This window comes from Kitasatospora sp. NPDC005856 (assembly GCF_040629945.1).
Taxonomy (GTDB): Bacteria; Actinomycetota; Actinomycetes; order Streptomycetales; family Streptomycetaceae; genus Kitasatospora.
The window spans coordinates 1-25,890 of the sequence record NZ_JBEXWT010000097.1; the positions used below are offsets into that span (position 1 = coordinate 1).

Consider the following 25,890-nt stretch of genomic DNA (forward strand, 5'->3'; position numbering starts at 1 on the left):
GCCCGGGGCGGGGTGGGCGCGCCGGCCCCGCGGCCCCCCCCCCGGCGGGGCCGCGGGGGGGGCCCCCCCCCGCCCCGCCCCCCCCCCCCCCCCGCTTCGGTGCCGTGCGGGGGCACGGCGGCCGGTCAGGTGCGGCGGTCGAAGAGCTTGACGCGCAGCGGCTCCCGGGCCGGGGTGTCGGCCGGCTCCTGCGGGGAGAGGGTGAGGACGAATCCGCCGATCGCGATGACGGCCATGATGGCGACGGCGAGCGGCACGACGAACTGGGAGGCGGGCAGGCCGTCCGCCCGCAGCCGGTCGTCCAGCCGGACGGAGACGGCGGCCATCCCGGTGTAGTGCATCGCGGTGACCGCGACCCCGGCGATCAGGGAGGCGCCGGGGAATTCCCCCGGCCTATCGCCCGGGGGCGGCCTGGGCGATGACGGCCTGCAGACGGGCCCGGACGGTCTCGGCGGCCTCGCGGGTGACCGGGTCCTCGCTCTCCAGCTGCGGGGCGATCAGCTCCACGGCGGCCACCAGGAGCGGCAGGGGCACCTCGGCGGTGCGCAGGTGCAGGAGCTGGGAGGCCGCCCGTTCGCCGGGCGTGGCCGGTGCGGGGGAGGTGGGGGCGGCGGGGATCAGGGCGGTGAGGCCCCGGGGGAGCGGCTGAGTGCTGGTCACCCGGCCCATTCTCCCGTGCGGGCCGCGGCGGCGCCCTGCGGTCCCGGCGGGCGGGTCCCGGCGGGCGACTTGGCACAGCGTCGCCGGTTCTTGGCACCGCGTCTGCCCGCCCGCGAGGAACCGTCCACCGGGGAGGGGCCGCTTCTAATCTCCTTCGTGAGAGCAGCCGCTTTCGGCGGAAGGCGGCTGCCGTCACATCCAGGAGGGGAACGCCTTGCTCAAGATGCGCACCTTCGCGGCGACGGCCGTCGCCGCGGCCTCGCTCACACTCGCGGTCGCCGCCGCCACGCCGGCGTCCGCGACCACGACGAACAACACCTGTTCGACGTGGAACGACGGCAACACGTTCGGTGCCTACTGCTCCGAAGTTTCCCCCGGGAACTACTTCCAGGCCGTCGCCCACTGCAACAACGGCCAGACGGTGTACGGGCTCTGGCACACGGCCGGCGGCAAGATCTGGAGCTACGCGTTCTGCACCAGCGTGAACTCCTCGCTCGCCGGCGGCGGCATCCGTTTCCAGTAGCGCTTTCGGCGGGGATCGGCTTCCGCCACATCTCGAAGGGGACAATTCGATGCTCAAGATGCGTACATGGGCGGCGACGGCCGTCGCCGCGGCCTCGCTCACGCTCGGAGTCGCCGCCGCCACGCCGGCGTCGGCGACCACGACGAACACCTCCTGCTCCACCTGGAGCGACAGCAACACGTTCGGCGCCTACTGCTCCGAGGGCGCCACCTACTTCCGGGCCATCGCCCAGTGCAACAACAACCAGACGGTGTACGGAGAGCTGCGCCGGGTCGGTGGCGGCTCCTGGAGCTACGCGTACTGCAGCAGCGTGGGTGCCTCGCTCCGCAGTGGGACGGTCTCCCTGGCCTGACCGGCCCGGCCCGTTCGTCCCTGAGTGGCCCGCAGCCCTCAAGCCGCCCCCAGCCACCAGGGAGCCCCGGGGACTGCCGGGATCCCCGTCGCCCGGGAATCCCGGCAGTCCCCGCCGGAACACGCCGTGATGCGCGGACCATGACTTCCGGTCGCCGAATTCCCCCTGAACTCGGCGGAGTTCGGGGGGAATTCGGCGACCGGGGCCGTGCCGCCCGGGTTCGGGTCATCGCCCCGGCCGGGTCCCTCCCGCGCCTCGCGGCCACTCCCGCGCCTGCGCCTCTGACTCCGTCCCCGACAGCGCCAGCCGCCGGTGCTCGCGGGGCGAGAGGCCGTGCGCCGCCTTGAACGCGCGGCTGAACTCGGAGGCGCCGGGGATGCCGCAGCGCGCGGCGATGTTCTGGATCGGCAGGGTCCGCAGGGCGGGGTCGGCGAGGTCGCGGTGGGCCTTCCTCATCCGCTGGGCGCGGATGAACGCGGCCACGGTCTCGCCGTGCGAGTACTGGGTGAACAGCCGGTGCAGGTGGCTGACGGAGAGGTGGTGGGCCGCGGCCACCACCGGCGGGGTCAGGCCGGGGTCGTGGAGGTTGCGCCGGACGAACGCCCGCACGCTCTCCACCACGGCCCGCTGCCGGGCGTCCTGCGGCAGCACGTCATCGGTGTCGAGTTCCCCGGCGATCCACGCCGACACCAGGTCGACCACGACCGTCCCGAGGCGGCACGTCTCGGCCGGGGTGAGGCCGGCGGCCCGACGGTCCAGGCCGAGGAGGAACTCCGCCAGCAGCGCGCCCGTCCCCTCCCGCCCGGACAGCCTGCGCCCGAGGAGCGCGCGCACCCGGTGCGGGGGCACGGGCAGCAGCGACGCCGGCACGTCGATGCCCACCCCGGCGGCCCCGGACCGCTCCCGGCCGGGGGCGTCGACCCCGAAGCACCGCACGTCGTACGGGCTCGAGCTGTCGACGAGCGTCAGGTCCCCGACCCCGAAGGTCTCCCGCTGGTCGTCGGCACGCCGCAGGTCCTGACCGCCGGCCGTCAGCAGCGTCAGGTGGTACAACTCCTCGTCCGACCGGCGCACCATGCGCTCGTCGCGCCGGAACCTCGCCGACGGGAACGACGTCCCCAGCAGGGCCACCGGCCCCAGGTCGACCCGTCGCACCTGCGCGGTGAAACGGTCGGCATGGGCGCTGGTCGCGTCGCAGACCCGCGTGCGCCCGACCAGGTCCCGCCAGTGCTCGAAACGCTCCTCCGCCGACAGACCGTCGCCCCCGGCCACGCTCTTCACCCCCACGGACAACTCCGCTTCCTCTCGATCGACTTCCCCCGTCGAACCGGGCCGGCCTCCCCGAGGCCCCGCCCTCGACGAACCCCCCGAAGCCCGGCGGCGCGCTCGCCGCCCCGACCTCGACCTCCCCCTTCCACGGCAGTTCGACGCGGCGGGGGCGGGCTGGGTTGTACGGGGCGGCCCGTGACCTGATTGGTACAGACCACTGATGGTTCGTTGTGATAGAACCTCAGCTCTGTACCGCAAGTGGTCCCGTGACGCGCTGCCCCGGAGCCGCGCGAAGGGCCCCGAGGGGAGTGGCGGATGGTGCTGGCGGGGGTCGGGCGCCGGTTCGGGAGACACGCGGCGGTGCTGGCGGCGGTGGCCGTGAGCATCCTGGTGGCGACGGCGGTGCTGTCCGCGGTGGCCGGGCTGGCCCGGTCGGCCGCCGCCGCCGGGGTGCGCGAGCGCCTCGCCGCCGACGCCGGCCGCTGCGTGGAGGTGTCCGCGCGCTGGACGGCGCAGGGCCTGCCCGCGGCCGACCGGGCGGTGCACGCGGCACTGGTCCGGGCGCTGGACGGCGTCCCCTTCCGTTCCGAGACCGCGCTGCGGTCCGGCATCGCCGTGGACCTGCCGCTGCCGCCCGCCGCCCGCCGGCAGGCCGCCGACACCACGCTGTCCGGGCTGCCGGTGGCACTGCCGGACCCGGGCCGCTACGCCGAACTGCGCAGCGGCAGCTGGCCGGACGCCGCCCCCGTCCCCGAGGCCTCTGGCGCCTCCGCCCCCGGCGCCGCCGCCGGAAACACCCTGCGCGTCGCCCTGCCCGAGGCCACCGCCGACCGCCTCGGCCTGGACAGTGGCAGCACCACGGTCCTGCCGGACCCCGCCACCGGCGGCCCGCTCACGCTCGCCGTGACCGGCGTCTACCGCCCCGCCCCGGCCGCCGCCGCCTTCTGGGCCGGCCTCGCCGGCGCCGACGGCGCGGACCGCGCCCTGCTGCTGGCCGACGGCGCCCGGCTGACGGCCCTGCCCACGTTCGGCACCCGCACCCAGGCCGTCTGGCTGGCCCTGCCCGACACCGGTCGCTCGACCCTGTCCGAACTCGCCGCGCTGCGCGACCGGGTGGCCGCCTTCGCCGGCTCGGACACCGCCCGCTCGGTCTACCGCGGCGCCGCCCCCGCCCTGGCCGACACCAGGGTGCGCAGCGCCCTGCCCGCCGCGGTCGACGACCAGGCGGTGCCGGCCCTGGCCGCCCGGGCCGAGATCGCCGTCCCGCTCGCCCTGCTCGCCGTCCTGGCCGCCGTGGTCCTGGTCCTGACGGCCCGCCGGCTCGCCGAAGCGGTCGCCGCCGAGCAGGCGCTCCAGCGTTCCCGGGGAGCCGGCGTGGTGCGGCTGCTCGCGGTGGCGGCCGGCGAGTGGGCGGTGGCCGCGGTGCCCGCGGCGGCCTGCGCGCTGCTGCTGACCGGGCCGCTGCTCACCGCCGTCCTGCGTGCCGCCGGGGCACACGGCCTGGCCGCGGACGACGGCCGCACCGCCTGGTGGGCCGCCGGATTCGCCCTCGCGGTGCACGGTACGGCCCTGCTGCTGCCGCTGGCCCGACAGGCCTGGGACCCGGGCGCCCGGCAGGCGCTGCGCCGGCGCCGCCCGCGCCGGCCGGGACTGCAGCGGGCCGGCGCGGACCTGGCGCTGCTCGCCGTGGCGGTCCTCGGCTTCCTCCAACTGCGCCGCTACCAGGGCGTGGTGGTCCCGGACGCGGGCGCGGGCTTCGACACCGGAGTCGACCCGGTCCTGGTGCTCGCCCCGGCGGCGATGGCGGTGGCCGGCGCGGTGCTGGCGCTGCGGGCACTGCCGCCGGCCGGGCGGCTGCTGGAGCGGGCGGCCGCCCGCTCCCGCGGACTGGTCGCGCCCCTGGGCGCCTGGCGGCTGAGCCGCGACGCCGGCCGCCAGGCGGTCCCGGTCCTGGTCACGGTCCTGGCCGTGGCCTGCGCCGGCCTGGCCGCCGGGGTGCTGGCCGCCCTGCCGACCGGCGACCGCGACCGGGCGGCCTTCACCGTCGGCGCCGACCTGCGGCTGTCCGGGGTGACCGGCGCCGTGGCACAGCGCCACACCGCCCTGGCCGCACTGCCGGGCGTCACCGCCCTCACCCCGGTCGCCGACCGGTCGGCCTACGTGGGCAGCACCGTGGTGCGGACCGTCGCCATCGACACCGCCGCCGCCGCGGCCGCCGGCACCCTGCCCGCCCTGCGCCCGGACCAGGCCGACCGCCCGGCCCCGGAGCTGCTGGCCCCGCTGGCCGTCACCCCCGCCCAGGGGCTCGCGATCCCCGGCGAGCCGACCGCCCTGGAACTGACCGTCCGGGCCACCGCCGACCCCCCGGTGCCGGACCAGGGCCCGAGCCTGCTGCTCTGGATCCAGGACGCCGACGGGCTGACCGACCGGCTCACCGTCCCGCTGACCGCCGACGACCGCCCCCACCCGCTGACCGTGGACCTGACCGACGGCGGACGCCGCGCCTACCCGCTGACCGTCAGCCGCCTCGGCGTCCACTTCCCCGGCCCGCTGGCCCGGCGCACCACCCTGGACCTCGACCTGCCACGCGTCAGCGCCGTCACCGGCGAGCGGCGCACCGACCTCGCCCTCGGGGCGGGACAGTCCTGGATCCGCTCCGGCGCCGCCTTCGTCAGCCCCGACCGGCTCGGCTGCCCCACCGGCGACCCGGCCCCGGACGCCCGCCCCGGCCCGTCCGACGACGCCCGGAGCGACCAGGCCACCGCCTGCACCTGGCACAGCGGCGGACCCGGTCTCCTGCACGCGGTGCTGCGCTCCCAGATCCCCTGGAACACCCAGGACCCGGCCGACCTGGACACGTTCCTCGCCGTGCGCACCCCGACCGGCACCCCGACCGGCACCGCGAGCGGCGCCCCGGGCGCGGACGCGGGCGCACCGCCCGTCCTGCCCGCACTGGCCGACCGCACCCTGCTCGACGCGGTGAACGCCAAGGTCGGCGACACCATCACGCTCACCTGGGAGCGCGACAGCGACCAGAGGATCCGCATCACCGGAGAGGTCGACGCCCTGCCCGGGTACGGCCGCGGCCAGGGCCACCTGCTGCTGGACCTGCCCGCGCTCGCCGCCACCCGCGCGCTCGCCGGCGCCCCGCCACCCGCCGACACCCACTGGTGGCTGGCCAGCGACGACCCCGCCGCCACCTGGGCCGCCGTCGACGGCCACAGCGCCTTCGGCCGCGCCGAGAGCGCCCGCCGGCTCGCCGACGACCTGGCCGACGACCCGTTCCGGGCCGGACTGCGCTGCGCCTGGCTGCTGGTCATGGCCACCGCCCCGCTCTTCGCGGTGACCGCCCTGACCCTGCACGCGGTCGGCGCGGCCCGCTCCCGGCAACGGGAGTTCGCCGTCCTGCGCGCCCTGGGCGCGCGGACGACCGAACTGACGTCGATGCTGCGCGCCGAACAGGTGGCGGTGACGGTGCCCCCGGTGCTGCTCGGCGGCCTGCTGGGCCTCGCGCTGACCACCCTGCTGCTGCCGCTCACCGTGCTGGACGACAGCTCGGGACCGGTCTTCCCGGCCCTGGCCGCCGCCCCGGGCCGGCCGGCCGCCGCGCTCACCACACTCGCCAGCGGACTGCTGCTGGCCCTCTCGGTCCTGGTCCTCACCCGGCTGCTGGCCCGGGTCGACCTGGTCCGGGCCCTGCGCGCGGGGGAGGACGGATGAGCCCCGCGGCAGGACGGCGGTCCGGCAGCAGGCCCGGCGCCGGACCCGGCACCCCGCACAGCACCCCGCGCGGCGCCGCGCCCCGCAACGCACGCTTCGACGGCGGGAGCCCCCCATGCTGACCCTGCGCCTGATCCGACGGGAGGCCCGGATCGCCTGGCCGGTGGCGGCCGGGCTGGCGCTGCTCTCCGTCCTGCTCACCGCGATCCCGCTGAGCTGGCCGCCGCGCTTCGACCGCCTCGCCGCCGACGCGCTCGCCGACCGGGTCGCCCGCGCCCAGCTGTCCGGCCCGCTGATCACCGCCACGGCCACCACCGTCCCGCTGTCGGCCAGAGCCCGGATCGCACCCGGCACGCTCGACCGGGACCTCGACCGCACCGGCGAGGCCCTGCGCGCCACCGCCGCCCCGCGCCTGGCCACCGTGCTCGGCCGGCCGCAGGGCCGCGTCGCCGCCCCCGCCGCCGTGGCGGCCGGCCCCGGAATACCCACCCCCTACGGCCGGCCCCCGGGGCTCAACCTCGTCCACGCCCAGCCCGACGACGCCCACGGCCCCGTCGAGTACGTCCAGGGCCGCGCACCCCGCGAGCCCCGACCCGACCCGGCGGCCCCGCCCGCACAGCCGCCCGCGATCGAGGTCGCGGTCTCCGAAGCCACCCGGGACCGCCTCGGCCTGACGGAGAGTCAGAAATTCGAACTGACCGGCACCGGCTGGTCCACCCCGGTGCTCCTGGTCGGCGTCTTCCGCACCGACCACGGCGCCGACCGCCTCCGGCAGCAGTTCCCGATGCTCGTCGCCCCCTGGACCGTACCGGCCGAGACCGGCCAGCAACTGGTCGGCCAACTGCTCACCAGCGCCGAGGGAATCGAACAGCTCGCGGGCCGCGGCACCGTACCGCTCGAACTGGCCTGGGACCTGCCCGTGGCCACCGGCCGCTCCGGGCCCGACGCCACCACCGCCGGCACCGCCGAACTGCGCGCCGCCCTCGCCGGGCTGCGCTCCGCCGACAGCACCCAGCACTGCGGGGACGACTCCGGCGGCCTCTGCACGCTGGCCGGCCAGATCGTGCCCAAGATCGCCGTCACCGACCGGCTCACCCCCGAACTGGACGCCCACACCGCCCAACACGGGCGCGCCCGACAGCTCCAGGGCTTCGCGCTCGTCGGACTGCTCGCCGTCGTGGTGGCCACCGCCGTCGCCACCGCACGGCTCGGCGCCCGCCGCCGGGCCGGCGCCTTCGCCCTCCAGCTCTCCCGCGGCGCCGGCCTCGCCGGCCTCGCCGGCCGCCTGCTGGCCGAGGCCGCGGTGGCGGTCGGCGCCGGCGCCGCGGCGGGCTGGGCGATCGCCCGTACGATCACGCCCCACGGCACCGCCCTCGGATCCGCCCTGCCCGCGGCCGTCGCCGCCCTGCCGGTCTGCTGCGCACCGGCCGCCGCCCTGCTCACCACCCTCCCGCGCACCCGACCCCCGGCCCGCTCCCGCCGCCTCGTCCTGGAAGCCCTGGCCCTGCTGCTGGCCGCGGGCGCCCTGACCGCGCTGCGCACCCGCGGTGCCCTCGCCGGCTCCGGCACCGACCTCCCGCTCGCCCTGGCACCCGTCCTGCTGGCCCTGGTCGCGGCCCTGGCCCTGCTGCGCCTGCTGCCCCCGCTCCTGCGCCGGGCCACCCACTGGGCACGCCGCTCGCGCGGCCCCGTCCCACTGGTGGCACTCGCCCAGGCCGGCCGGCACACCGGCACGGCCGCACTCGCCCTGCTGGTGCTGATGCTGGCCATGGGCTACGGCGTCTTCGGCGCCGGGATCTCCCGCACCGTCGCCGACAGCCGCGCCCAGAACGCCGACTGGCGCACCGGCGGAGCACCGCTCGCCCTGGTGGGGCCGCGCGACCGCCTGCCCGCCGACCTCTCCCAGGCCACCACCGTCGGCCACCAGGTCAGCGTCACCGGCGCGAGCGGCGACCTCACCGCACAGGACGACGGCACCACCTTCCCCGGCACCCAGCTCGTCGGACTGGACGCCGCCGCCCTGTCCGCCGCCCGCCCCGACTCCCCGCTCGCCCGCGCCCTGCTGGCCGCCGACGGAGCCGCCGCACCGGTGCGCCCGGCCGGCCAGGACGGCACCGGCCCCACCCTCACCGCCCTCGCCGACCCCGCCCTGGCCGCCCGCTTCCCCGACGGCACCTTCGAACTGTCCGCCCTGGGCACCAGCCGCGTCCTGGTCCACGTGATCGGCGCCCTGCCCGAGGAGGCCCTGCGCGACCCGGCCCTCGGACCGGTGCTCGGCAACGGACCCCGCCCCGGCGCCCTGCTGCTGTTCACCGGCCCCTCCGCACAACGCCTGCCCGCACAGCCCAACCACCCCTCCGCACTGCTGCTCCACCCCGCCACCGGCGCCCCACCACCGGACCCGGCCGCCGTGCGCACCGCCGCGAGCCCCTGGCTCGCCCCCACCGGCGGCACCGGCCCGCGACTCGAACTACGCGACCGCGCAGCGGAGTTCGAGGTTTTGCGCACCGACGGACTGGTCCGCTCGGTCCAGCTCGCCTTCCAGCTGACCACCGCACTCGCCCTGCTGCTCGCCCTCGGCGCGTTCGTCCTGGACCTGATCCTCGGCGCCACCGAACGCGCCCGCGTCACCTCCTACCTGCGCACCCTGGGACTCACCGGCCGCGCCTCGCTCGCCCTGCAACTGCTGCACCCGCTGCCGCTGCTGCTGACCGCCGCGGCCGGCGGCACCGCGCTGGGCCTGCTGCTGCCCGCGGCCCTCGGCCCCGGCCTGCGCCTGCAGGCGCTCACCGGAGCGCCCTTCGAACCCGCCGCACACACCGACTGGACCACCACCACGGCACTCGGCCTCGCCCTGGCCGTGCTGGTGACGGCGACCGCCGCCCTGGAGACGGCGATCGGCCGCCGCCGCGCCCCGGGCACCGTCCTACGACTGGGGGAGGCCCTGTGACCACCCGTGACCACCGACCACCCGCCACCGGGACCGACCGGCCCATGGTCCACTGCGAGAACCTCGTACGGATCTACCGCACCGGCACCGCCGCCCGCGGCGGCGTCGAGGTCCAGGCCCTCCAAGGACTCGACCTGACGGTGCATCAGGGCGAACTGACCGCCCTGGTCGGCGCCTCCGGCTCCGGCAAGTCCACCCTGCTCGGCATCCTCGCCGGCCTGGACGCCCCCAGCGCCGGCACCGCCACCGTCGACGGCACCGACCTGGGCGCGCTCAAACGCCGCGAACGCACCGCCTACCGCCGCCGCACCGTCGGAACGATCCAGCAGCAGACCGCCGCCAACCTGCTGCCCTACCTGACCGCCCGCGAGAACGTCCAACTGCCCATGGGCTACGCCGGAACACCGCGCCGCCGCCGCACCGCCCGGGCCACCGAACTCCTCGACCTGATGGGCATCGCCCACGCCGCCGACCGCACCCCCGCCACGCTCTCCGGCGGCGAACAGCAGCGCGTCGCCATCGCCGTCGCCCTGGCCAACGAACCCCGCCTGCTGCTCGCCGACGAACCCACCGGCGAACTGGACACCGCCACCTCGCAGGAGATCTTCACCGCCCTGCGCACCGCCAACGACGAACTGGGCACCACCGTCCTGATCGTCACCCACGACGCCCTGGTGGCCGACCAGGTCCGCCGCACCGTCCGCATCCGCGACGGCCGCACCTCCACCGAAGTGCTGCGCCCCGCGGCCGCCGACGGCCACGGCGCCTCCGTCGAGTACACGGTGCTGGACCGGGTCGGCCGGCTCCAACTGCCGCGCGAATTCACCGAATCCCTCCAACTGGAGCACCGCGTGCGGCTGGTCCTCGAACACGACCACATCACCGTGTGGCCCGACCGCGACCGCCCGCCGGGCCCCGGACCCGCCGCGACCGGCGGCTGACGGCCACCCGCCGGCCACCTGCCGTCCGCCCGCCGTCCGCCCGACGGGGAACGCCCGTTCTCCACTCTGTCAGGAAGCTGGACAGCGGTGCGGGAGTCGACCACTCTCACCACCATGACGTTCCCCCAACACTCTCCTTCCGCCACACGCGCAGCGCTGCTCGAGGCCGTCACCGCCGTCGGCGACGAAGCCGTCCCCCTGCTCGCCGACTGCCACGGCGACACCCGCATCCCCGGCGCCACCTGGACGGTCGCCGAGGCCGCCGCCCACCTCGCGATGGCCAACGAACTGATGGCCGCCCTCGCCGCCGGGGAGGACCGCCCGTACGGGGACGGCACCCCGGGCGCCCTCGCCGCGGCCAACGAGGTCTCGCTGGCCCAGCGGTCCGAACGCGACCCGGCCGTGCTCGCCGAACAAATCGCCCGCCAGGCAGGGGAGTTCGCGGCCGCCGCCGGCCCGCTCACCGGCACCGAGCCGATGCTGACCCCGCTCGGCCCGATGGACCTGGACACCCTCGGCGCCTACCTGCTGACCCACATGCTGGCCCACCTGTACGACGTCGCCGTCGCCCTCGGCCGGCCCCACCCGATCGACCGGCAGCGCGTCGGGCTGACCATGCCGTTCCTGCGCACGGCCATGCCCCTGGTGGCCGACGCCCGCACCGCGGCCGGCCACAACGCCTGCTACCGGCTGCGGCTGCGCGGCTCGGACGGATTCGCGGTGACCTTCACCGACGGCGCCGTCGCCGTCAGCCAGCAGCCGCCCCGCCGACCCGACTGCACCATCCTCATCGAGCCGGTGGCCTTCTTCCTCCTCGCCCTGGGCCGCTGCTCCACCGCCGGCGCCATCGCCCGCGGCAAGGTGTTCGCCTGGGGCCGCCGCCCCTGGCTGGCCCCGGCCTTCCCCGGACTGTTCACCGCCCCCTGAACCCGACCCCTGGACCCGGCCCCTGAACCCGCGCCGCCCGGCGCCGCCCTACCCGGGCGGGGAGGTCTCCTCCCGGCCGCCCGGAAGCGCCGTGCCGGGAGCGCGAGCCGCCGTGCCCTCCTCGGCCTCGCGGCACACCGCGCAGACGTTCCAGCGGGGCCGGCCGGGATCGGGGGAGCGGCGCGGGGCAAGAGTCATGTCGGAGGTGCTCAGGCCGCACAGGGTCAGGGGGCCGCAGGTGCCGGAGGCCTCCGCGGGGGCGCAGTGCGCCAGCCGTACCGGATTCCCGGGGTCCGCCGGCCCGAGGTCGGGGCCGAGGATCCGCGCATGGGCCGGCGTATCGGGTTCGAGCACGATGACGGTGTCCATCTCCACAACCTCGCCGCCCGACCGGCCCACTGCACGCGCACCGTGGCATCCGGCCCAGCCGACGCCCACCCAGGGCACCCCCCCGCCCGGCCCCGGCGGCGTACCCGGTGGCGCTCCCGGCAACGGCGGAGCCCGGCCGTGCCCCTACCATCACGGCATGCTGGCACTGCTCCACACCTCGTCCGTCCACGTCCCGGTCTTCGACGCGCTGCGCGACCGCGAGCACCCCGGCCTGCCGCTGCGGCACGTCGTCTCCGAGGGGCTGCTGGCCAGGGCCCGGACGGACGGGCCCGACGCCGTCGCGGGGGACATCGACCGGGTCCTCGCCCCGGCGGTCGCCGCCGGGGCCGCGGCGGTGCTGTGCACCTGTTCGACGATCGGCGGAGTCGCGGAGTCCCGGGCCGCGGTGCTGGGAGTGCCCGTGCTGCGCGTCGACCGTCCGATGGCGGCCGCCGCCGTCGCCGTCGCCCCCGGCGGCGGACGAGCCACGACGCGCATCGCCGTGATCGCCGCACTGGCCGGCACCGTGGGCCCGACCGTGGCCCTGGTCGACGAGGAGGCCGCTCGATCGGACCGGCCGGTCACGGTGACGGCCACGGTGGTCGACGGTGCCTGGGAGCGGTTCGAGAGCGGTGACCGCGACGGCTACCTGACCGCGGTCGCCGCCGCCGTCGGGGCCGTGGACGGCGTGGACGGCGTGGACGGCGCGGACGTCATCGTCCTCGCCCAGGCGTCCATGGCGGACGCCGCGCACCGGGTCGCCACCGGCGTACCGGTCCTGTCCAGCCCGGCCCCGGGACTGCGCGCCGCCGCTGCCGCCGTGGCCCGCCCCGCGGACGGACCGGGTAGGTGGACGGGCGCCGCCTGAGTACCCGTACTCAGGCGGCGCTGTCGGTGCCGGATGAGACTGTGCGGGTACGTCGGGACACCAGGGCCCGGCGCGACGGAGGGGGAGAGCCATGAGGCGTGCGAGCTTCGCCTGGACGACGGCGGTGGCGGCGGTGGCGGCGATCGCCGTGACCGCGGTCCCGGCGGCGGCCGGACAGGCCGTGCAGGCCGGACAGGCCGTGCAGGCCGTGCAGGCCGGGATCGGGGCGCCGGGTACGGGCGAGATCCTGCCCTACCCGGGGGCGGAGGGGCTGATCTGGATCCCGGACTGGATCGGTGACGGCGGCGCCGTCACCGGCGGCGCCTACACGTCCGGCCCGCCGGTCACCGTCACGGTCGGCTGCCAGGGCGGCGGCGAGGGCGCGGGCGAGGTGCGGGTCACCTTCACGCCCTACTACGGGGACACCACCCCGGTGCAGTTCACCGTGCCCTGCCCGGCGGAGGCCGTCGGCAAGGGCTCGGCGGTGGTGACGGCCGAACAGGGCCGGTCCTTCCACGTCGGGGTGCAGACGTCGGCCCCCGACGTGCACTGGGGGCTGACGGTCACCCAGCCGGACGCCTGACCGAGCCGGGGCGGGCCGGGTGGGCGGGGCGTGCGGGGCGGGCCGGGTGGGGCCGGATCCGCGTCGTCACGGGAATCCGGCCCACCCGGCCCGCCCCACGCGCCGGCCCGTCACACGATTTCGATGGACCTGACCATCGGCGGACGGTTCGGGTACGAGATGTCGGTCCAGCGCGGGATCCTGACCGAGTCGCCGTTGGCGTCGTAGTAGATCAGGTCGTTGTTCCCGGTGGAGATCCGGTCGACCCACCAGTCACCGAAGGACGTCCGGCCGCCGTTCGCGTAGCAGTCCACGCTCTGGCGGTCGCCGCTGTGCGACCAGATCTTCAGGAAGTCCTCGCCTCCCCGGCACTCGACGTGGTCGATGGCGAAGGCGTCGCCGGACGGGACGGCCACGGTGAACGCGGCCGCCGCGGCGAACGCGGCGGTCAGGGAAATCACGATCTTCCTGGTCTTCGAGAACACGGATCCTCCTCGGTCGGGTCACATGCGCATCGCCTCCGCATCATGAACCCGTTCGTCGACGAACGCCGCCAGCGCCACCAGGGCGGGGGAGGCACCCGGCAGGCGCACGGCCCACCCTTCGCGCCACCCGCGACCCGACCCGCCCGGAGCCCGCCCCCCACCGCGGCGGCAGCCCCGCGCCCCGCTATACATCCCGTGTATACATGGTGTGTATAGTCCTTGATCATGTCACTCGGACAGCTGCTCCTCGGGTTCCTGGAAGCCCAGCCCCGCCACGGATACGACATCAAACGCCTCTACGACGAGCACTTCGGCCGCGACCGCGCCCTGCACTACGGACAGGTGTACGCGACGCTCTCCCGGCTGCTGAAGAACGGCCTGGTCGTCGTGGAGGGCATGGAGGCCGGCGGCGGCCCGGACCGCAAGCGGTACGCGATCACCGACGCCGGAGTCACCGACCTCTCCGACTGGCTCGCCCAACCCGAGGATCCGCAGCCGTACCTGCAGAGCACCCTCTACCACAAGGTCGTGCTCGCCATCCTGACCGGACGCAGCGCCACCGACGTCCTGGACACCCAGCGCGCCGAACACCTGCGCACCATGCGCGAACTGACCCGCCGCAAACTCGCCGGCGACCTCGCCGACGAGCTGATCTGCGACCACGCGCTGTTCCACCTGGAAGCCGACCTGCGCTGGCTGGAACTGACCGCCGCCCGCCTCGACGACCTCACCACCCGCCTGACGGAGACCCCGCGTTGACCACCGCCCGACCCCTGCTCCACGCCCAGGACCTGCACAAGTCCTTCGGCCTCACCCCGGCCCTCGACGGCGCCTCGCTGACCGTCGCCGCCGGCGAACTCGTCGCCGTCATGGGCCCCTCCGGCTCGGGGAAGTCCACCCTGCTGCACTGCCTCGCCGGCATCACCCGCCCCGACCGCGGCACCATCGACTACCAGGGCCGCGACCTCACCACCTGCACCGACGCCGAACTGAGCGCCCTGCGGCGCACCGAGTTCGGCTTCCTGTTCCAGTTCGGCCAACTCGTCCCGGAACTCTCCTGCCTGGAGAACGTCGCGCTGCCGCTGCGCCTGAACGGCATGCGCCGCAAGGCCGCCGAGGCCCGGGCCGGCGAATGGCTGGAGCGACTGGAGGTGGCCGACGTCGCCGCCAAGCGCCCCGGCGAGGTCTCCGGCGGCCAGGGCCAGCGGGTGGGGGCCGCCCGCGCCCTGATCACCGGCCCCAAGGCGGTGTTCGCGGACGAGCCGACCGGCGCCCTGGACACCCTCAACGGCGAACGCGTCATGAAACTGCTGACCCTCGCCGCGCGGGAGACCGGCGCGGCCGTCGTCCTGGTCACCCACGAGACACGGGTCGCCGCCTACGCGGACCGCGAGGTCGTCGTCCGCGACGGCCGCACCCGCGACCTGGCCGCCGCCCGGTGAGCGCCGCCGACCCGAAGCTCCGCCGGCCCTTCCTGGACCAGCTCGCCCTCGGCGCCCGACTGGCCGTCACCAGCGGACGGGACGGCTGGGGCCGGCTGCTGCTCACCGCCTGCGGCGTCGGACTGGGGGTGGCCCTGCTGTTCTTCACCGCCTCCTTCCCCGGCATCGTGCACCACCGCGACCAGCGCCTGTACACGCAGAATGACACCTTCCACGACGAGGACCTGCCCACCCCCGGCGACCGGACGGTCCTCATCGCCGCCGCCGACACCACCTTCCACGGCACGCCCGTCCGCGGCCGGATCGTCCAGCCCGAGGGCCCGAACGCGGCGCTGCCGCCCGGGCTGGCCGCCTACCCCGAGCCCGGCGAGATGGCCGTCTCCCCGGCCCTGGCCGACCTGCTCGAGGACCCCGCCAACGGGCTGCTGCGCGAGCGCCTGCCCTACCCCGTGACCGGCACCGTCGGCCCGGCCGGGCTGCTCGGGCCCGGCCAGGCCGACTACGTGCTCGGCGGCGACCACCTCTCGGTGGACACCGGCGCCCTGCGGATCACCGAGTTCGGCCACTTCTCGCCGCCCAAGCCCATGGACCCGAAGCTGATCCTGCTCAACGCCGTGGGCCTGACGGTGATGCTGGCCCCGGTCGGCGTCTTCCTCGCCGCCGCCGCGCGCTTCGGCGGCGAACGGCGCGACCGCCGGCTCGCCGCGCTGCGGCTCGGCGGCGCGGACCGCCGGATGACCGCCCGGATCGCCGCCGGGGAGTCCCTGGTCGGCGCGGTGCTGGGCCTGGCCGTGGGAACGGCGCTCTTCCTGACCGGCCGACAGGCGATCGGACGGATCCGGCTCGCCGGCTTCAGCTTCTACCCCGAGGACGTCGCACCGCAGCCCGCCGTCGCCGTCGCGATCGCCGTGGCCGTGCCGCTCCTGGGCATCGGCGTCACCCTGCTCGCGATGCGCCGGGCGAACGTCGACCCGCTCGGCGTGGTCCGCCGATCCGGCCCCGGCCGGCGCCGGATCGGCTGGCGGCTGATGCTGCCGCTGGCCGGCCTGGCCCTGACGGTGTTCTCCCTCGCGCTCTCCGGCGCGCCGGACGGCCCGCGCGGCTCGCTCCTCGTCGCGTTCGGCGTGATGCTGACGCTGATCGGCGTCTGCGCCCTGCTGCCCTGGCTGGTGGAGGCCGTCACCCGACGGGCCGGCGGAGGCAGCCTGTCCTGGCAACTGGCTACCCGCCGCCTGCAGTTGGGATCAGGACCGGCCGCCGTGGCGGTCAGCGGCGTCGTGGTGGCGATCGCCGGCGCGATCGCCCTGCAGACGCTCTTCCTCGGCATCGGCGCCCAGTACGAGAGCATCCCCCGCAGCGTGCCCGCCACCGGGCCGTACCAGCAGTCGGTGACCTTCCCGGGCGGAGCGCCCAACGCTGACGGCATCGCCGAGCGCCTCGCGCGCGGCACCGGCGTCGAGGCCACCGCGGCGTACACCGCGTTCTCCCTGGAGAGCGAGACGGCCAAGCCCTGGCAGCTGCCCTCGGTCCGGATCGCCTCCTGCACGGTGCTGCGCGGATTCGCGACCCTGCCCGACTGCAAGGACGGCGACGCCTTCGCGGTCCAGGACCGGGCCGGGCGCCCGGGCGCCGAGCCCGTGGGGCCCGGGACGATCGTCCACGCGGCCCGCTTCCGGGGCACCGGCGAGCCGGTCTCCTTCCCGCTGCCCGCCGTCACGGCCACCGTCCCGCCCGTCGAGGGCGCCGACCCCAACGGGCGGCTCGGAGCCGGCCTCCTGCTGCTCACCCCCGCCACCGTCCCCGCCGACGCGCTGCGCGGGCAGCCGGCCACCGTCCTGGTGTCGCTCGCCGACACACTGGCGGACCCGAAGGAGCAGCTGACCACCGACGTGATGGCGATCGACCCGCAGGCCCGCACCGAGTTCCCGCTCGACCGCACGCTCGACCCCACCTACCTCGCCGTCAAGCGCCTGCTGACGGCGGGAGCGGCGATCACCCTCGTGCTGGTCTCCCTCAGCCTGCTGGTCGGCCAGCTGGAACGCTTCCAGGAACAGCGCCGCGTGCTCGGCGTCCTCAACGCCGTCGGCACCCGCCGGCGCGTCCTGGGCCTGTCGGTGCTGTGGCAGACGCTCATCCCGATGGCCCTGGGCCTGGTGCTGGCGGTCGCCGGCGGCCTGCTGACGGGGGCGGTGCTGCAGTACTCGGCGGGCGTCCCGCTGAGCGTGGACTGGGGCTCGATGCTGGCCATGTCGGCGATCGCGGCCGGCGCGGTCCTGCTCACCACCGTCCTCGGACTGCCCCAGCTCCTACGGCTGATGCGCCCCGACGCCCTGCGCCACGAGTAGCACCGGGGGCGCCCCGGACCCCGCCCACTCCCGCGAGCCGCCCGGCTCCTACAGTGACCGACAGTGGAATCCGATCCACTGAAGCCGGCCCGTCGCGGCGCCGTCCGGATCCCGGACGGCGCCGCGACGCACGAGAAGCGGGGGAACGGACACATGAGCAGGAGACGCAATCCCTGGTCGGTCGCCTACCTCCTGATCGGGCTCGTGCTCCTGCTGACCGCTGTCGCCGGGGTGGCCGAGTTCACCAGGGTCGACGACCTCATCCCCATCCTCCTGATGGGCGTTCCGGGCCTGGTGCTGACGGTCCGTGCCCCGATGTTCGGCGTCTCCTTCGGGGACGCCGGCCTGAAGTACTCGGGACTGCTCAAGTCGCGCTCCTACACCTGGTCCGAGATCCAGGAGGTGAGGCCCGCCGTCGTCACCGGAACCGTCTTCTCCTCCGACGTCCCCGAGCTGCTCCTGGCCTCGGACGAGATCGACCAGCTGCCGATGCTGGCGGGCTACGGGGCGGGGAACAGGCCCAACCGGCGGGTCGAGCAGCTCGTGGCCGACCTGGAGGAGGCGCGCCGGTCCGCCGGGGAGCGGCACTGAGCCGCGACTTGGCCGCCCGTCAACGGACCGTCAGCGGCCCTGCGCGGTCCCGGTCCCCGTCCCCATCCCCATGGCGAGTGCGATCACGGGATGGGTGGTGCCGTCCCCGGAATCGATGCCCGGGAACGAGACCGCGGCCGCCGCGCTGCGGGGGAACAGCGCCCGCTCGTACACGGTGAGCGCCGCCTCGACGTCACCGGGGTGGGCGGCGAGCGCCGCGCCGAGCTCGGCGCCGTCGAGCATGGCCAGGTTGGCGCCCTCGCCGTTCGGGGCGGCGAGGTGGGCGGCGTCGCCGAGCAGGGTCACCCCCGGCACCCGCTCCCAGCGGTGCTCGGCCGGAAGCGCGTAGAGGTGGCGCAGCACCGGGGCGCCGCTCCCCTCGGTGACCAGCGCGAGGAGTTCCGGCGCCCAGCCGGCGAACTCCCGCGCGATCCGGGCGGTGGCCGTGGCCGCGTCGGTGAAGTCGATGCCCGCGAACCACTCCAGCGGCTCGGTGATGCCCACGTAGGCGTGCAGGGTGTCGTCGCTCTCCCGGTGGGCGAAGATCTCCCGTTCCGGCGCGGACGCCGCGATCATCGACCCCTCGCCGACCGCCCGGACGGTGGCCGGGTGCCGGGTGCGCGCGTCGGTCAGGAACGTCTCGACGACGGACCGGCCGACGTACTCGGGCCTGGCGCCGGAGAGCAGCGGCCGGACGCGTGACCAGGCGCCGTCGGCGCCGACCAGCAGGTCCGTTCCGACGGTGGTGCCGTCGGAGAACACCACCGCGTGCCGCCCGCCGCCCAGGGCGCGGACGGCGGAGGCCTTGCGCCCCCACCGGACGGTGCCGGCGGGCAGGGAGTCCAGCAGGATCCGCCGCAGGTCGCCGCGCCGCACCTCGGGGCGTCCGCCCGTGCCGTCGTCGGCCTGGTCGAACAGGACGGTCCCCCGGTGGTCCAGCACTCGCATCGCCTGGCGGCCCGACAGTACGACGGAGTGGAACTCATCCATCAAGTCGGCTGCGTGCAGGGCGAGTTGACCGGTGTCCTCGTGGATGTCGAGCAGCCCGCCCTGGGTGCGCGCCGAGGGGGAGGGCTCGGCCTCGTGGACCGTCACCGGGATGCCGTGGAGGTGCAGGACCCTGGCCAGCGTGAGACCGCCGAGCCCGGCGCCGATGATCGTGACGGGTGTGCGCATGGGTGGCTCCTTCGGGATCGGGCCACCCGATCGACTCCGGACGGCCTGCCCCGGACGCTGTCAGGCGCCGCCTTCGCGCCACCGTCATCCGGCCGTCGGCCGGTGTCGGGCGACCGGCAGACCACCCGTAGGCGGCTGTCGGACCACCGACACCGCAGGTCACCCCGGGGCCTGGTCCCGGGCCGTCCCCCGCGCCGGGCGGGGGAGTGGCCGGGAAGCAGGCCGGGTGGGACGGCCGGCGGGACGGCCCGGGACGGTCAGCCGCCGACGGCCGATCCGTCGGCGACGGGACGCCAGGGGGAGAGGTCGACGGCGCTCTGGACGTATCCCGCCCGGTCCCAACTGCCGTTCGCATGACGGACGGTGTGGTAGAGCGCGCCACTGTTGGAGCAGGTCTCGAAGACCAGCTGCAGCTCGTTGTTCACACTGGCGCCGTCGGCGCCGCACACGCCGAGGGGCTGGGCGAGGATCTGCTGGCCGATGCCTCCCCAACCGGCCCAGTTCCCGTCGGAGTTGCGGATGGTGTGGTAGACGGCGATCTGGCTGTTGTTCACCACGGCGACCTGCAGGGCGCCGTTGACGCCCGCCGCGACCACGTCGTGCGGCCAGCCCCAGGGGGAGGGGGTGCCGGCCGCCCCCATGACGTTGCCCCAGCCGGACCAGCTGCCGTCCGCGTGGCGGATGGTGTGGAACACGCGGCCGTCGTTGAACATGGTGGCCACGACGTGCAGTTCGCCGTTCACCTCGGCCGTCGCCAGGCTGAAGAACTGGTCCGAGCCGAGCCCCGCGGGCGTGTTGATCACCCCCCAGGGCTGCCAGCTCCCGTCCGGGTTCTCGACGGTGTGGAGGAGCCGGCCCGAGGGGTCGATCGCCGCCAGCTGGACCCGGCCGTCCACCACGGCGGCGCCGGTCCGGCCCAGCTGGAAGTACTGGTTGGAGAGGGCCAGTTCGGCCAGACCCTTCATCGGGACCGGCTCGGACCAGCTGCCGTCGGGCTGCTGCGCGGACTGGACGAACTGCACGCTCATCGGGCCGGAGCCCCTGAGCCCGAACAGCCGCAGCCGTCCGGAGTCGGCGACGGTCGTCCAGTACCGGAAGCCGCCGAACTGCGGGATCTCCCGGGCGGCGTCCCAGGTTCCGTCCGGCGCCCGGCGGGTCTGGACGACCTTCCACGGATCGGCGCGCAGCATCAGGTTCAGTCCGGCCGTCGGGGCGTCGCTCCCGGTCGTCCGGGGCGCGGCCCCGGCCGGAGCGGCCGTCATCACGGCGGCGAGCGCCACCGAGGCGGCCAGCATCGAAGCGACGCGCATCCGGCGCCGACGGGTGGTCTTCAGCACGACAGCATCCCCCTGTTCACATGGCCCCGGTCGGGCCGGGTGCTGTCATACCAGAGTCCGAAGATCGCTGGGAAGCGGATATTCCCCTGGCCAGGCCGTATGCGCCGCCGGACGCGGCCGAGGGGGCGGTCGGGGGGCGGTCGGGGCGGGAACGGCCGAGGGCGGGCGGGACCCGTTCCGGCCGCCGATCGGCTGACCCGCCCGCCGGCCCGAGGCCCCGCCGCCGCCCCGCCGCCGGCCCGCGGAGTGATCCGCGGGCCGGCGGCGGACCGTCAGGGTGCCAGGCGGTAGGCGCGCAGCACGGTCTGCTCGACGGTGGAGCCGTCGGCGGCGCGTGCGGTGGCCTTGAGCGAGACGAAGCCGGCGGCGCCCGGCGGCGGTTCGACGGTGACGCGGTAGCCGCCGTCGGCGGGGGCGACGGGGGCGTCCTGCCAGGTGGCGCCGTCGTCGAAGGAGACCCGCACGCTCAGGCTCGCGGTGGCCGAGGCCGGGGCGCCGCTCTGCCGTTCGACGGCGGCGAGCAGGGTGTGCTGCCGGCGCGGCACCTGGTTGTCCGGGTCGACGGGGGCGGTGAAGCGGACGGCGTCGACCGGCAGCGCCGTGCCGCGGGTCCGGCCGTCGGGCCCGGGGGCGACGGCGGCCGAGCGGAAGGTCCAGACCGCCTCGACGGTGCCGGACAGCGACGCCCAGGGCTCGGCCCGCACGGCCCTGGCGGTCAGCCGGTAGGCGGCGTCGGCGGCCGGCACGGCGAAGCGGGCCTGCTCCCGGTCGCTGCCCGCGACGCGCTGCCCGTCGCGTTCCAACTCGAGGCGGACGGTGTCGTCCTGCCGCAGCGGCCACGGGGAGCCGAAGTGGCCCGGGGAGGCGTCGCTGAACAACTGCGGGGCCACGGTGAGGTAGCCGTCGCCGGTGCGGGCCATGGTGGCCGTGCCGCCCTTGCCCAGGGCCAGGCCCGGGCCGATCACGGCGGCGTTCCAGCGCTCCGCGCAGGTCGCGCCGGCGGCGCAGCGCACCGTGCCGCTCTGGCTGATGGCGGTGCGGACCATCTCGCCGCCGGGGCCGGTGGTCTGGCCGAAGGTCGTGTCCCGGATCTGGTCCTTCACGGTGAAGTACTCGGTGCGGGTGGCCGGCAGCGCGAAGGAGGGCTGGGCGATGGTGAGGGCGCCGAGGCCGTCGATGCCCGCGAAGCTGCTGAAGTCGCCCGCGGTGCCCGGACCCTGGGCGAAGTAACGGGTGTTGAGCGTGGCGAGTTCACCGTGGTCGACGGTCAGGGTCGGCTCGGGCAGCCGACCGGTGGTGTGCACCAGCAGGTCGTAGCGGTCCGGCAGACGTCCGTTCTGCGTGGCCGGGCCCTCCTGGAGGCTCTGCGTGACGAAGTCGAGCCGACCGGCGACGGGCCGGGCGGTGGGGACGACGTACAGGTTGCCGGGCCGGGCCAGGACCGTGGCCGAGTCCGTGCACTCGCCTTCGGCGGCGCTGCCGGCGGTGCGGTAGCAGTAGCCCGCGGAGAGCGACCGGCCGGTGGTGGCGCGGCCGGGAACGGTGACGGTCAGCTGCCGGCCCTCGCGGGCGTCGACGGCGAGCCGGGTGTCGCCGCGCAGCTCCAGCTCGGGCTGCAGGAACAGGGTCGCGGTGGGGCTCGTGGTGCCCGAGCCCGGGGTGGCCAGCTGTCCGCCGAGGTTGTAGCGGCCCTCGGGCACGCGCACGGTGGCGGTGCCGCCGGTGAACTGCAGCTGGTAGGCGGCGTGGGTGTCCAGGTCGACCAGGCTGATCATCGACCAGGCGTTCCAGGTGCTCGGCCCGAGCGGCGCCCCGTTGCGGTCGACGGCCGTCACGGTGACGTCGTGCCGCACGGCCTCGCGGGTGAGCGCGTAGGCGGTGGTGACGGAGGCCCCGCCGGGCCCGGTGGCGCGCACCCGCCCGGTCAGCGAGGCCCCCGAGGGGACGCGGGCCGGATCGACGGTCACGGTGGCCGACGCTCCGCCGCCCGCAGGCACCGTCAGGCGGGCGGGGGAGACGGTGAACGCACCGGCCGCCGCGGTGGTCTCGACGGCCAGCTCCAGCGTGACGGGCTCCCGGCCGTCGTTGCGGTACTCGACGGTGCGGGTCAGCGGCTCGCCGCCGGGCGGGCCCTCCAGGTGGATCCCGGTGCCCTCGGCGGTGGCGTACACCTCCTGGGCGGTGGCCCGGGCGAGGTCGACGCGCCCGGCGCCCTGCTCGTACGCGCCCTGGCCGGCGGCCGGCGTCGCGGAGGAGGTGAGCGCGGCCTTGAGCTGCGGGCCCTTCCACTGCGGGTGCTGCTGGGCGAGCAGGGCCGCGGCCCCGGCCACGTGCGGGGCCGCCATGGAGGTGCCGGAGATGGCCGTGTACCGCTCGCCGACCGGCTCCTGACCGTTCGTCCCGGCGGCCCGGGCGGCGACGATGCCCACGCCCGGCGCGGTGAGGTCCGGCTTGACGGCCTGGTCGCCGACGCGCGGACCCCGGCTGGAAGAACGGGCGAGCGCGCCGTCGTGGTCGACGGAGCCCACCGTCAGCGCGGCGTCGGCCGACCCGGGGGTGCCGACGGTGCCCGGGCCGCCGCTGTTGCCGGCGGCGGCGACGAACAGGGTGCCGTAGCGGGCGGAGAGCGCGTCGACGGCCCGGGCCATCGGGTCGGTGCCGTCGGTCGGCGGGCCGGTGAGGCTCATGTTGACGATCGGCGCGCGGGCCGCGGCCCACTCCATGCCCTGGAGCACCCAGGACTCCTGACCGTTGCCCTCGTCGTCGAGCACCCTGCCGACCAGCAGCTCGGCGTCGGGGGCGACACCCTTGAACCGGCCGTCGGAGGCGGCGCCGGTGCCGGCGACGATCGAGGCGACGTGGGTGCCGTGCCCGTCCGGGTCGGCGGTCACCGGCGCGTCGGCGGGCCCGGTGAAGTCGGAGGTCTCGCCGAGGGAGCCGGCCACGTCGGGATGACCCCGGTCGATGCCGCTGTCGAGCACCGCGACCTTGACGCCCTTGCCGGTCCAGCCGGAGCTCCAGGCCTGCGGGGCGCCGATCTGCGCGGTCGAGCGGTCGAGCGCCGCGCCGACCTTGCCGTCCAGCCAGACCCGGTCCACGCCGCCCGCGACGAGCCCGGCGCCCGGCCGCGCGACCAGCTGCCACAGCTCGCCCGCCCGCGCCTTCGGGGCGCGCAGGGCCGCGCCGTGCACGCTCTCCAGCGCTCGGACGGCGGTGGCGCCGGCCGGCGGCGCGGCCGCGGCCAGGCCCGGGGCGCCGGTGTGCTCCGAGCCCAGGATCAGCGGCAGTTCGGCGGTGTGCGCGTCGTCGTAGCCCTGGGCGATCAGCCCGGCGACGTCGAACAGCCGCCGGTCCAGCCGTCCGGAGTCCAGGGGGCCGACCGCGTCCGAGGGGACGAGGTTCAGCGAGCCGGGCGCACCGGAGCGCTGGACGAAGGTCACGTCCTCGCGCCCCGGCCCGGGCCGCACCCCGGCCAGCGCCACCGCGCCGTCGGCCCCGACCCGGGCCGTGACCGTGTCACCGGTGATCAGGGTGACCTGGACCGGCCGGCCCGGAGCCGCTGCGTCCGTCACCGCTGTGTCCGTCGGGCCGTCAGCGGCCCAGCCGGCCGGGGCGGTCAGCGCCCCGACCAGTGCCGCGCCCAGCACGGCGGCCGGCCAGCGCCCGGCCGGCCAGCGCCCGGCCGGCCAGCGCCCGGCCGTCCGGGGCCCCGGCCCATGCCCGTGGTGCCTGCGGGTTCCTCGCACGGGTGTCCTCTCGCTCGGGCGGCCCCGGGGACTCCGGGGCCGCTCACGGGATCTGTCGAGGAATCGACGGAACGAAGGGCAGCGGAGGATGTCATTCGATGACCGGCGAAATTTCCCGCCACCCGTGACATCCCGGCACCGGGTGCGCTCCGTCGGACCAGGCAGAGACGAACGGAGGACACACCCTGTGCGTAGCGCAGACCTGGACGAGTTCCGCGGCTTCGCCGAGGAACGGCTGCCGCACCTGCGGCGGACCGCCTACCTGATGTGCGGCGACTGGCACCACGCCGAGGACATCACCCAGACCGCCCTGACCAAGCTGTACGCCGCGTGGGGACGGCGGCACCGCATCGCCAACCTGGAGGCCTACACCCACCGCGTGCTGACCCGGACCTGCATCGACCACACCCGGCGCCGCTGGCGGCGCGAGGACCCGACACCCGCACTGCCCGACCGGCCCGGCCCGGGCACCGACCCCTCGCTCGGCCTCCAGGTCCGCGCCGCGCTCGCCGCCCTGCCACCGCGTCAACGCGCCGTCGTGGTCCTGCGCTTCTGGGCCGACCTGGACATCGCCGACACCGCCAAGGCCCTCGGCTGCACCGCCGGAACCGTCAAGAGCCACACCGCCCGCGCCCTCACCAGACTGCGCGACCTGCTCGGCGACACCGACCCGTTCGACGAACTCGCCACCGCCCCGACCCCCCTGAAGGAACTCCTGTGACCCACCACGACGCCCTCGACCCGCAGGACGAACTGCGCACCCTGCTCGCCGCCGGACTCGGCGCCGAACCGACCCTGCGCCCCGGCACGGTGGACGCGGCCGTCACGGCCGGACGCCGCCACCGCGGCACCCGCCTGGCCGTCCGCGCCGGCGCCACCGTGGCCGGCGCCGCCGCCCTGGCCACCCTGGTGGCGACCGTGCCCACCGGCACCACCCCCACCCCCGGCGCCCCGGCGGCCGCCGCCGACCCGCTGACCGGCCCGCTCACCCTCGCCGGCGCGGCGGGAGCCACCGCCGAACCGCTGCGCCCGGACTCCTTCGGCCCCGGCAGCGGCCGCGCCACCGACTGGACCAGCGACCACCTGGGCGCCACCCTGGCCGGGCTGCTGCCGGCCGGCGCCACGACCGTGCGCCCCGGCGACATCCCGGGCCGCAGCTTCCGGGTCGCCTGGCAGTCCCCGGCCGGCCCGGTGGACTTCGTCGGCGGCGCCGACCGCACCGCCGACGCGCCGAAGGTCCCCTTCTGCGCCACCATCGCCCTGCCCAAGGTCACCCCGCGCCCCGGCGTGCCCAGCCCGCAGGACGTCGCCCCGCGGACCGACTGCCACCCGGTCGAGCTGCCCTCCGGCGCCCGCGGCGAGGCCGTGACCATGACCCTCCCGCAGAGCGACCGCGTCTCCCGGTACGTCCGCCTCCAGCGCCCCGACGGCCGCACGGTGACGCTCCAGCAGTGGGCCCAGCAGCCGGACGCGGGCCTGGACACGGCCGCCCTGCTGGCCATCGCCGACGACCCCGCCTGGCAGTTCTGACCCGCCCCGGCACCGGCCGGCCGGGCCGCCCCCCGCGCCCGCCCCGCGCCCCCGGGGGGGCGGGGGGGGGGGGCCCCCCCCCCCCCCCCCCCCCCAC

At 76.4% G+C, this 25,890-nt stretch carries 22 protein-coding genes; 14 read left to right on the top strand and 8 right to left on the bottom strand.

All coding sequences use genetic code 11. The features are described from left to right. Window positions 1-125: 125 nt before the first annotated feature. Window positions 126-341, bottom strand: a complete 216-nt coding sequence (locus ABZ449_RS35590; protein ID WP_360354386.1) for a hypothetical protein — start codon at window positions 339-341, stop codon at window positions 126-128. A 52-nt stretch (window positions 342-393) separates the two neighbouring features. Further along, window positions 394-660 (bottom strand): hypothetical protein, encoded by a 267-nt coding sequence (locus ABZ449_RS35595; protein ID WP_360354388.1) that lies wholly within the window; start codon window positions 658-660, stop codon window positions 394-396. Between the two features lie 214 nt (window positions 661-874). Here ABZ449_RS35595 and ABZ449_RS35600 point away from each other — a divergent pair, with 214 nt between their 5' ends. Beyond that, entirely contained in the window at window positions 875-1,183 is a 309-nt protein-coding gene (locus ABZ449_RS35600; protein ID WP_360354389.1) for a hypothetical protein, read from the top strand. A 49-nt stretch (window positions 1,184-1,232) separates the two neighbouring features. After that, the gene (locus tag ABZ449_RS35605) at window positions 1,233-1,535 is read left to right on the top strand and encodes a hypothetical protein (protein WP_360354391.1); all 303 of its coding nucleotides are present in this window, start codon (window positions 1,233-1,235) and stop codon (window positions 1,533-1,535) included. A 225-nt stretch (window positions 1,536-1,760) separates the two neighbouring features. Here ABZ449_RS35605 and ABZ449_RS35610 read toward each other — a convergent pair whose 3' ends face one another. Then, window positions 1,761-2,822 (bottom strand): helix-turn-helix domain-containing protein, encoded by a 1,062-nt coding sequence (locus ABZ449_RS35610; RefSeq protein ID WP_360354447.1) that lies wholly within the window; start codon window positions 2,820-2,822, stop codon window positions 1,761-1,763. Window positions 2,823-3,119: 297 nt separating this feature from the next. Here ABZ449_RS35610 and ABZ449_RS35615 point away from each other — a divergent pair, with 297 nt between their 5' ends. The 4 genes from ABZ449_RS35615 to ABZ449_RS35630 all read left to right on the top strand — a co-directional run bounded on the left by ABZ449_RS35615 (window position 3,120) and on the right by ABZ449_RS35630 (window position 11,342). Next, window positions 3,120-6,524 carry an FtsX-like permease family protein gene (locus ABZ449_RS35615; protein ID WP_360354393.1) on the top strand — a complete coding sequence of 1,135 codons (3,405 nt, stop codon included), beginning with the start codon at window positions 3,120-3,122 and terminating at the stop codon, window positions 6,522-6,524. Between the two features lie 115 nt (window positions 6,525-6,639). Next, window positions 6,640-9,474 carry a hypothetical protein gene (locus ABZ449_RS35620; protein ID WP_360354395.1) on the top strand — a complete coding sequence of 945 codons (2,835 nt, stop codon included), beginning with the start codon at window positions 6,640-6,642 and terminating at the stop codon, window positions 9,472-9,474. 44 nt (window positions 9,475-9,518) lie between these two features. Continuing rightward, a complete protein-coding gene (locus ABZ449_RS35625; RefSeq protein WP_360354449.1) occupies window positions 9,519-10,415 on the top strand; it encodes an ABC transporter ATP-binding protein in 897 nt (298 codons plus the stop codon). A 114-nt stretch (window positions 10,416-10,529) separates the two neighbouring features. After that, window positions 10,530-11,342 (top strand): maleylpyruvate isomerase family mycothiol-dependent enzyme, encoded by an 813-nt coding sequence (locus ABZ449_RS35630; protein ID WP_360354397.1) that lies wholly within the window; start codon window positions 10,530-10,532, stop codon window positions 11,340-11,342. A 48-nt stretch (window positions 11,343-11,390) separates the two neighbouring features. Here the strand turns inward: ABZ449_RS35630 and ABZ449_RS35635 are convergent, their stop codons facing one another. Beyond that, window positions 11,391-11,711, bottom strand: coding sequence for a hypothetical protein (locus ABZ449_RS35635; RefSeq protein ID WP_360354398.1), 321 nt, complete (start codon window positions 11,709-11,711; stop codon window positions 11,391-11,393). A 157-nt stretch (window positions 11,712-11,868) separates the two neighbouring features. Here ABZ449_RS35635 and ABZ449_RS35640 point away from each other — a divergent pair, with 157 nt between their 5' ends. Next, window positions 11,869-12,579 carry an arylsulfatase gene (locus tag ABZ449_RS35640; protein ID WP_360354400.1) on the top strand — a complete coding sequence of 237 codons (711 nt, stop codon included), beginning with the start codon at window positions 11,869-11,871 and terminating at the stop codon, window positions 12,577-12,579. Between the two features lie 91 nt (window positions 12,580-12,670). After that, complete coding sequence (locus tag ABZ449_RS35645; RefSeq protein ID WP_360354402.1) at window positions 12,671-13,162, top strand: hypothetical protein; 492 nt, start codon at window positions 12,671-12,673, stop codon at window positions 13,160-13,162. Window positions 13,163-13,272: 110 nt separating this feature from the next. On the opposite strand, the gene ABZ449_RS35650 is transcribed toward ABZ449_RS35645, so the two are convergent. Continuing rightward, complete coding sequence (locus tag ABZ449_RS35650) at window positions 13,273-13,626, bottom strand: beta/gamma crystallin domain-containing protein (RefSeq protein WP_360354405.1); 354 nt, start codon at window positions 13,624-13,626, stop codon at window positions 13,273-13,275. A gap of 225 nt (window positions 13,627-13,851) precedes the next feature. Here ABZ449_RS35650 and ABZ449_RS35655 point away from each other — a divergent pair, with 225 nt between their 5' ends. The 4 genes from ABZ449_RS35655 to ABZ449_RS35670 all read left to right on the top strand — a co-directional run bounded on the left by ABZ449_RS35655 (window position 13,852) and on the right by ABZ449_RS35670 (window position 18,004). Next, complete coding sequence (locus tag ABZ449_RS35655; protein ID WP_360354407.1) at window positions 13,852-14,385, top strand: PadR family transcriptional regulator; 534 nt, start codon at window positions 13,852-13,854, stop codon at window positions 14,383-14,385. Next, the gene (locus tag ABZ449_RS35660) at window positions 14,382-15,068 is read left to right on the top strand and encodes an ABC transporter ATP-binding protein (protein ID WP_360354410.1); all 687 of its coding nucleotides are present in this window, start codon (window positions 14,382-14,384) and stop codon (window positions 15,066-15,068) included. Before ABZ449_RS35655 ends, ABZ449_RS35660 begins: the two co-directional genes overlap by 4 nt. Beyond that, complete coding sequence (locus ABZ449_RS35665) at window positions 15,065-17,413, top strand: FtsX-like permease family protein (RefSeq protein ID WP_360354413.1); 2,349 nt, start codon at window positions 15,065-15,067, stop codon at window positions 17,411-17,413. Before ABZ449_RS35660 ends, ABZ449_RS35665 begins: the two co-directional genes overlap by 4 nt. A 153-nt stretch (window positions 17,414-17,566) precedes the next feature. Next, window positions 17,567-18,004, top strand: coding sequence for a hypothetical protein (locus tag ABZ449_RS35670; protein WP_360354415.1), 438 nt, complete (start codon window positions 17,567-17,569; stop codon window positions 18,002-18,004). Window positions 18,005-18,034: 30 nt separating this feature from the next. Here the strand turns inward: ABZ449_RS35670 and ABZ449_RS35675 are convergent, their stop codons facing one another. From ABZ449_RS35675 to ABZ449_RS35685, 3 genes are all read right to left on the bottom strand, one after another. After that, window positions 18,035-19,180, bottom strand: coding sequence for an NAD(P)/FAD-dependent oxidoreductase (locus ABZ449_RS35675; RefSeq protein WP_360354417.1), 1,146 nt, complete (start codon window positions 19,178-19,180; stop codon window positions 18,035-18,037). 257 nt (window positions 19,181-19,437) lie between these two features. Beyond that, window positions 19,438-20,517, bottom strand: a complete 1,080-nt coding sequence (locus tag ABZ449_RS35680) for a hypothetical protein (RefSeq protein WP_360354419.1) — start codon at window positions 20,515-20,517, stop codon at window positions 19,438-19,440. Between the two features lie 272 nt (window positions 20,518-20,789). Continuing rightward, window positions 20,790-24,089, bottom strand: a complete 3,300-nt coding sequence (locus ABZ449_RS35685) for a S8 family serine peptidase (RefSeq protein WP_360354422.1) — start codon at window positions 24,087-24,089, stop codon at window positions 20,790-20,792. 361 nt (window positions 24,090-24,450) lie between these two features. Between ABZ449_RS35685 and ABZ449_RS35690 the strand changes: the two genes are divergently transcribed. Together ABZ449_RS35690 and ABZ449_RS35695 are read left to right on the top strand one after the other, a co-directional pair. After that, the gene (locus ABZ449_RS35690) at window positions 24,451-24,984 is read left to right on the top strand and encodes a SigE family RNA polymerase sigma factor (protein ID WP_360354423.1); all 534 of its coding nucleotides are present in this window, start codon (window positions 24,451-24,453) and stop codon (window positions 24,982-24,984) included. Continuing rightward, window positions 24,981-25,793 (top strand): hypothetical protein, encoded by an 813-nt coding sequence (locus tag ABZ449_RS35695; protein ID WP_360354425.1) that lies wholly within the window; start codon window positions 24,981-24,983, stop codon window positions 25,791-25,793. The genes ABZ449_RS35690 and ABZ449_RS35695 overlap by 4 nt, the downstream gene beginning before the upstream one ends. The last annotated feature ends 97 nt before the right edge of the window (window positions 25,794-25,890 follow it).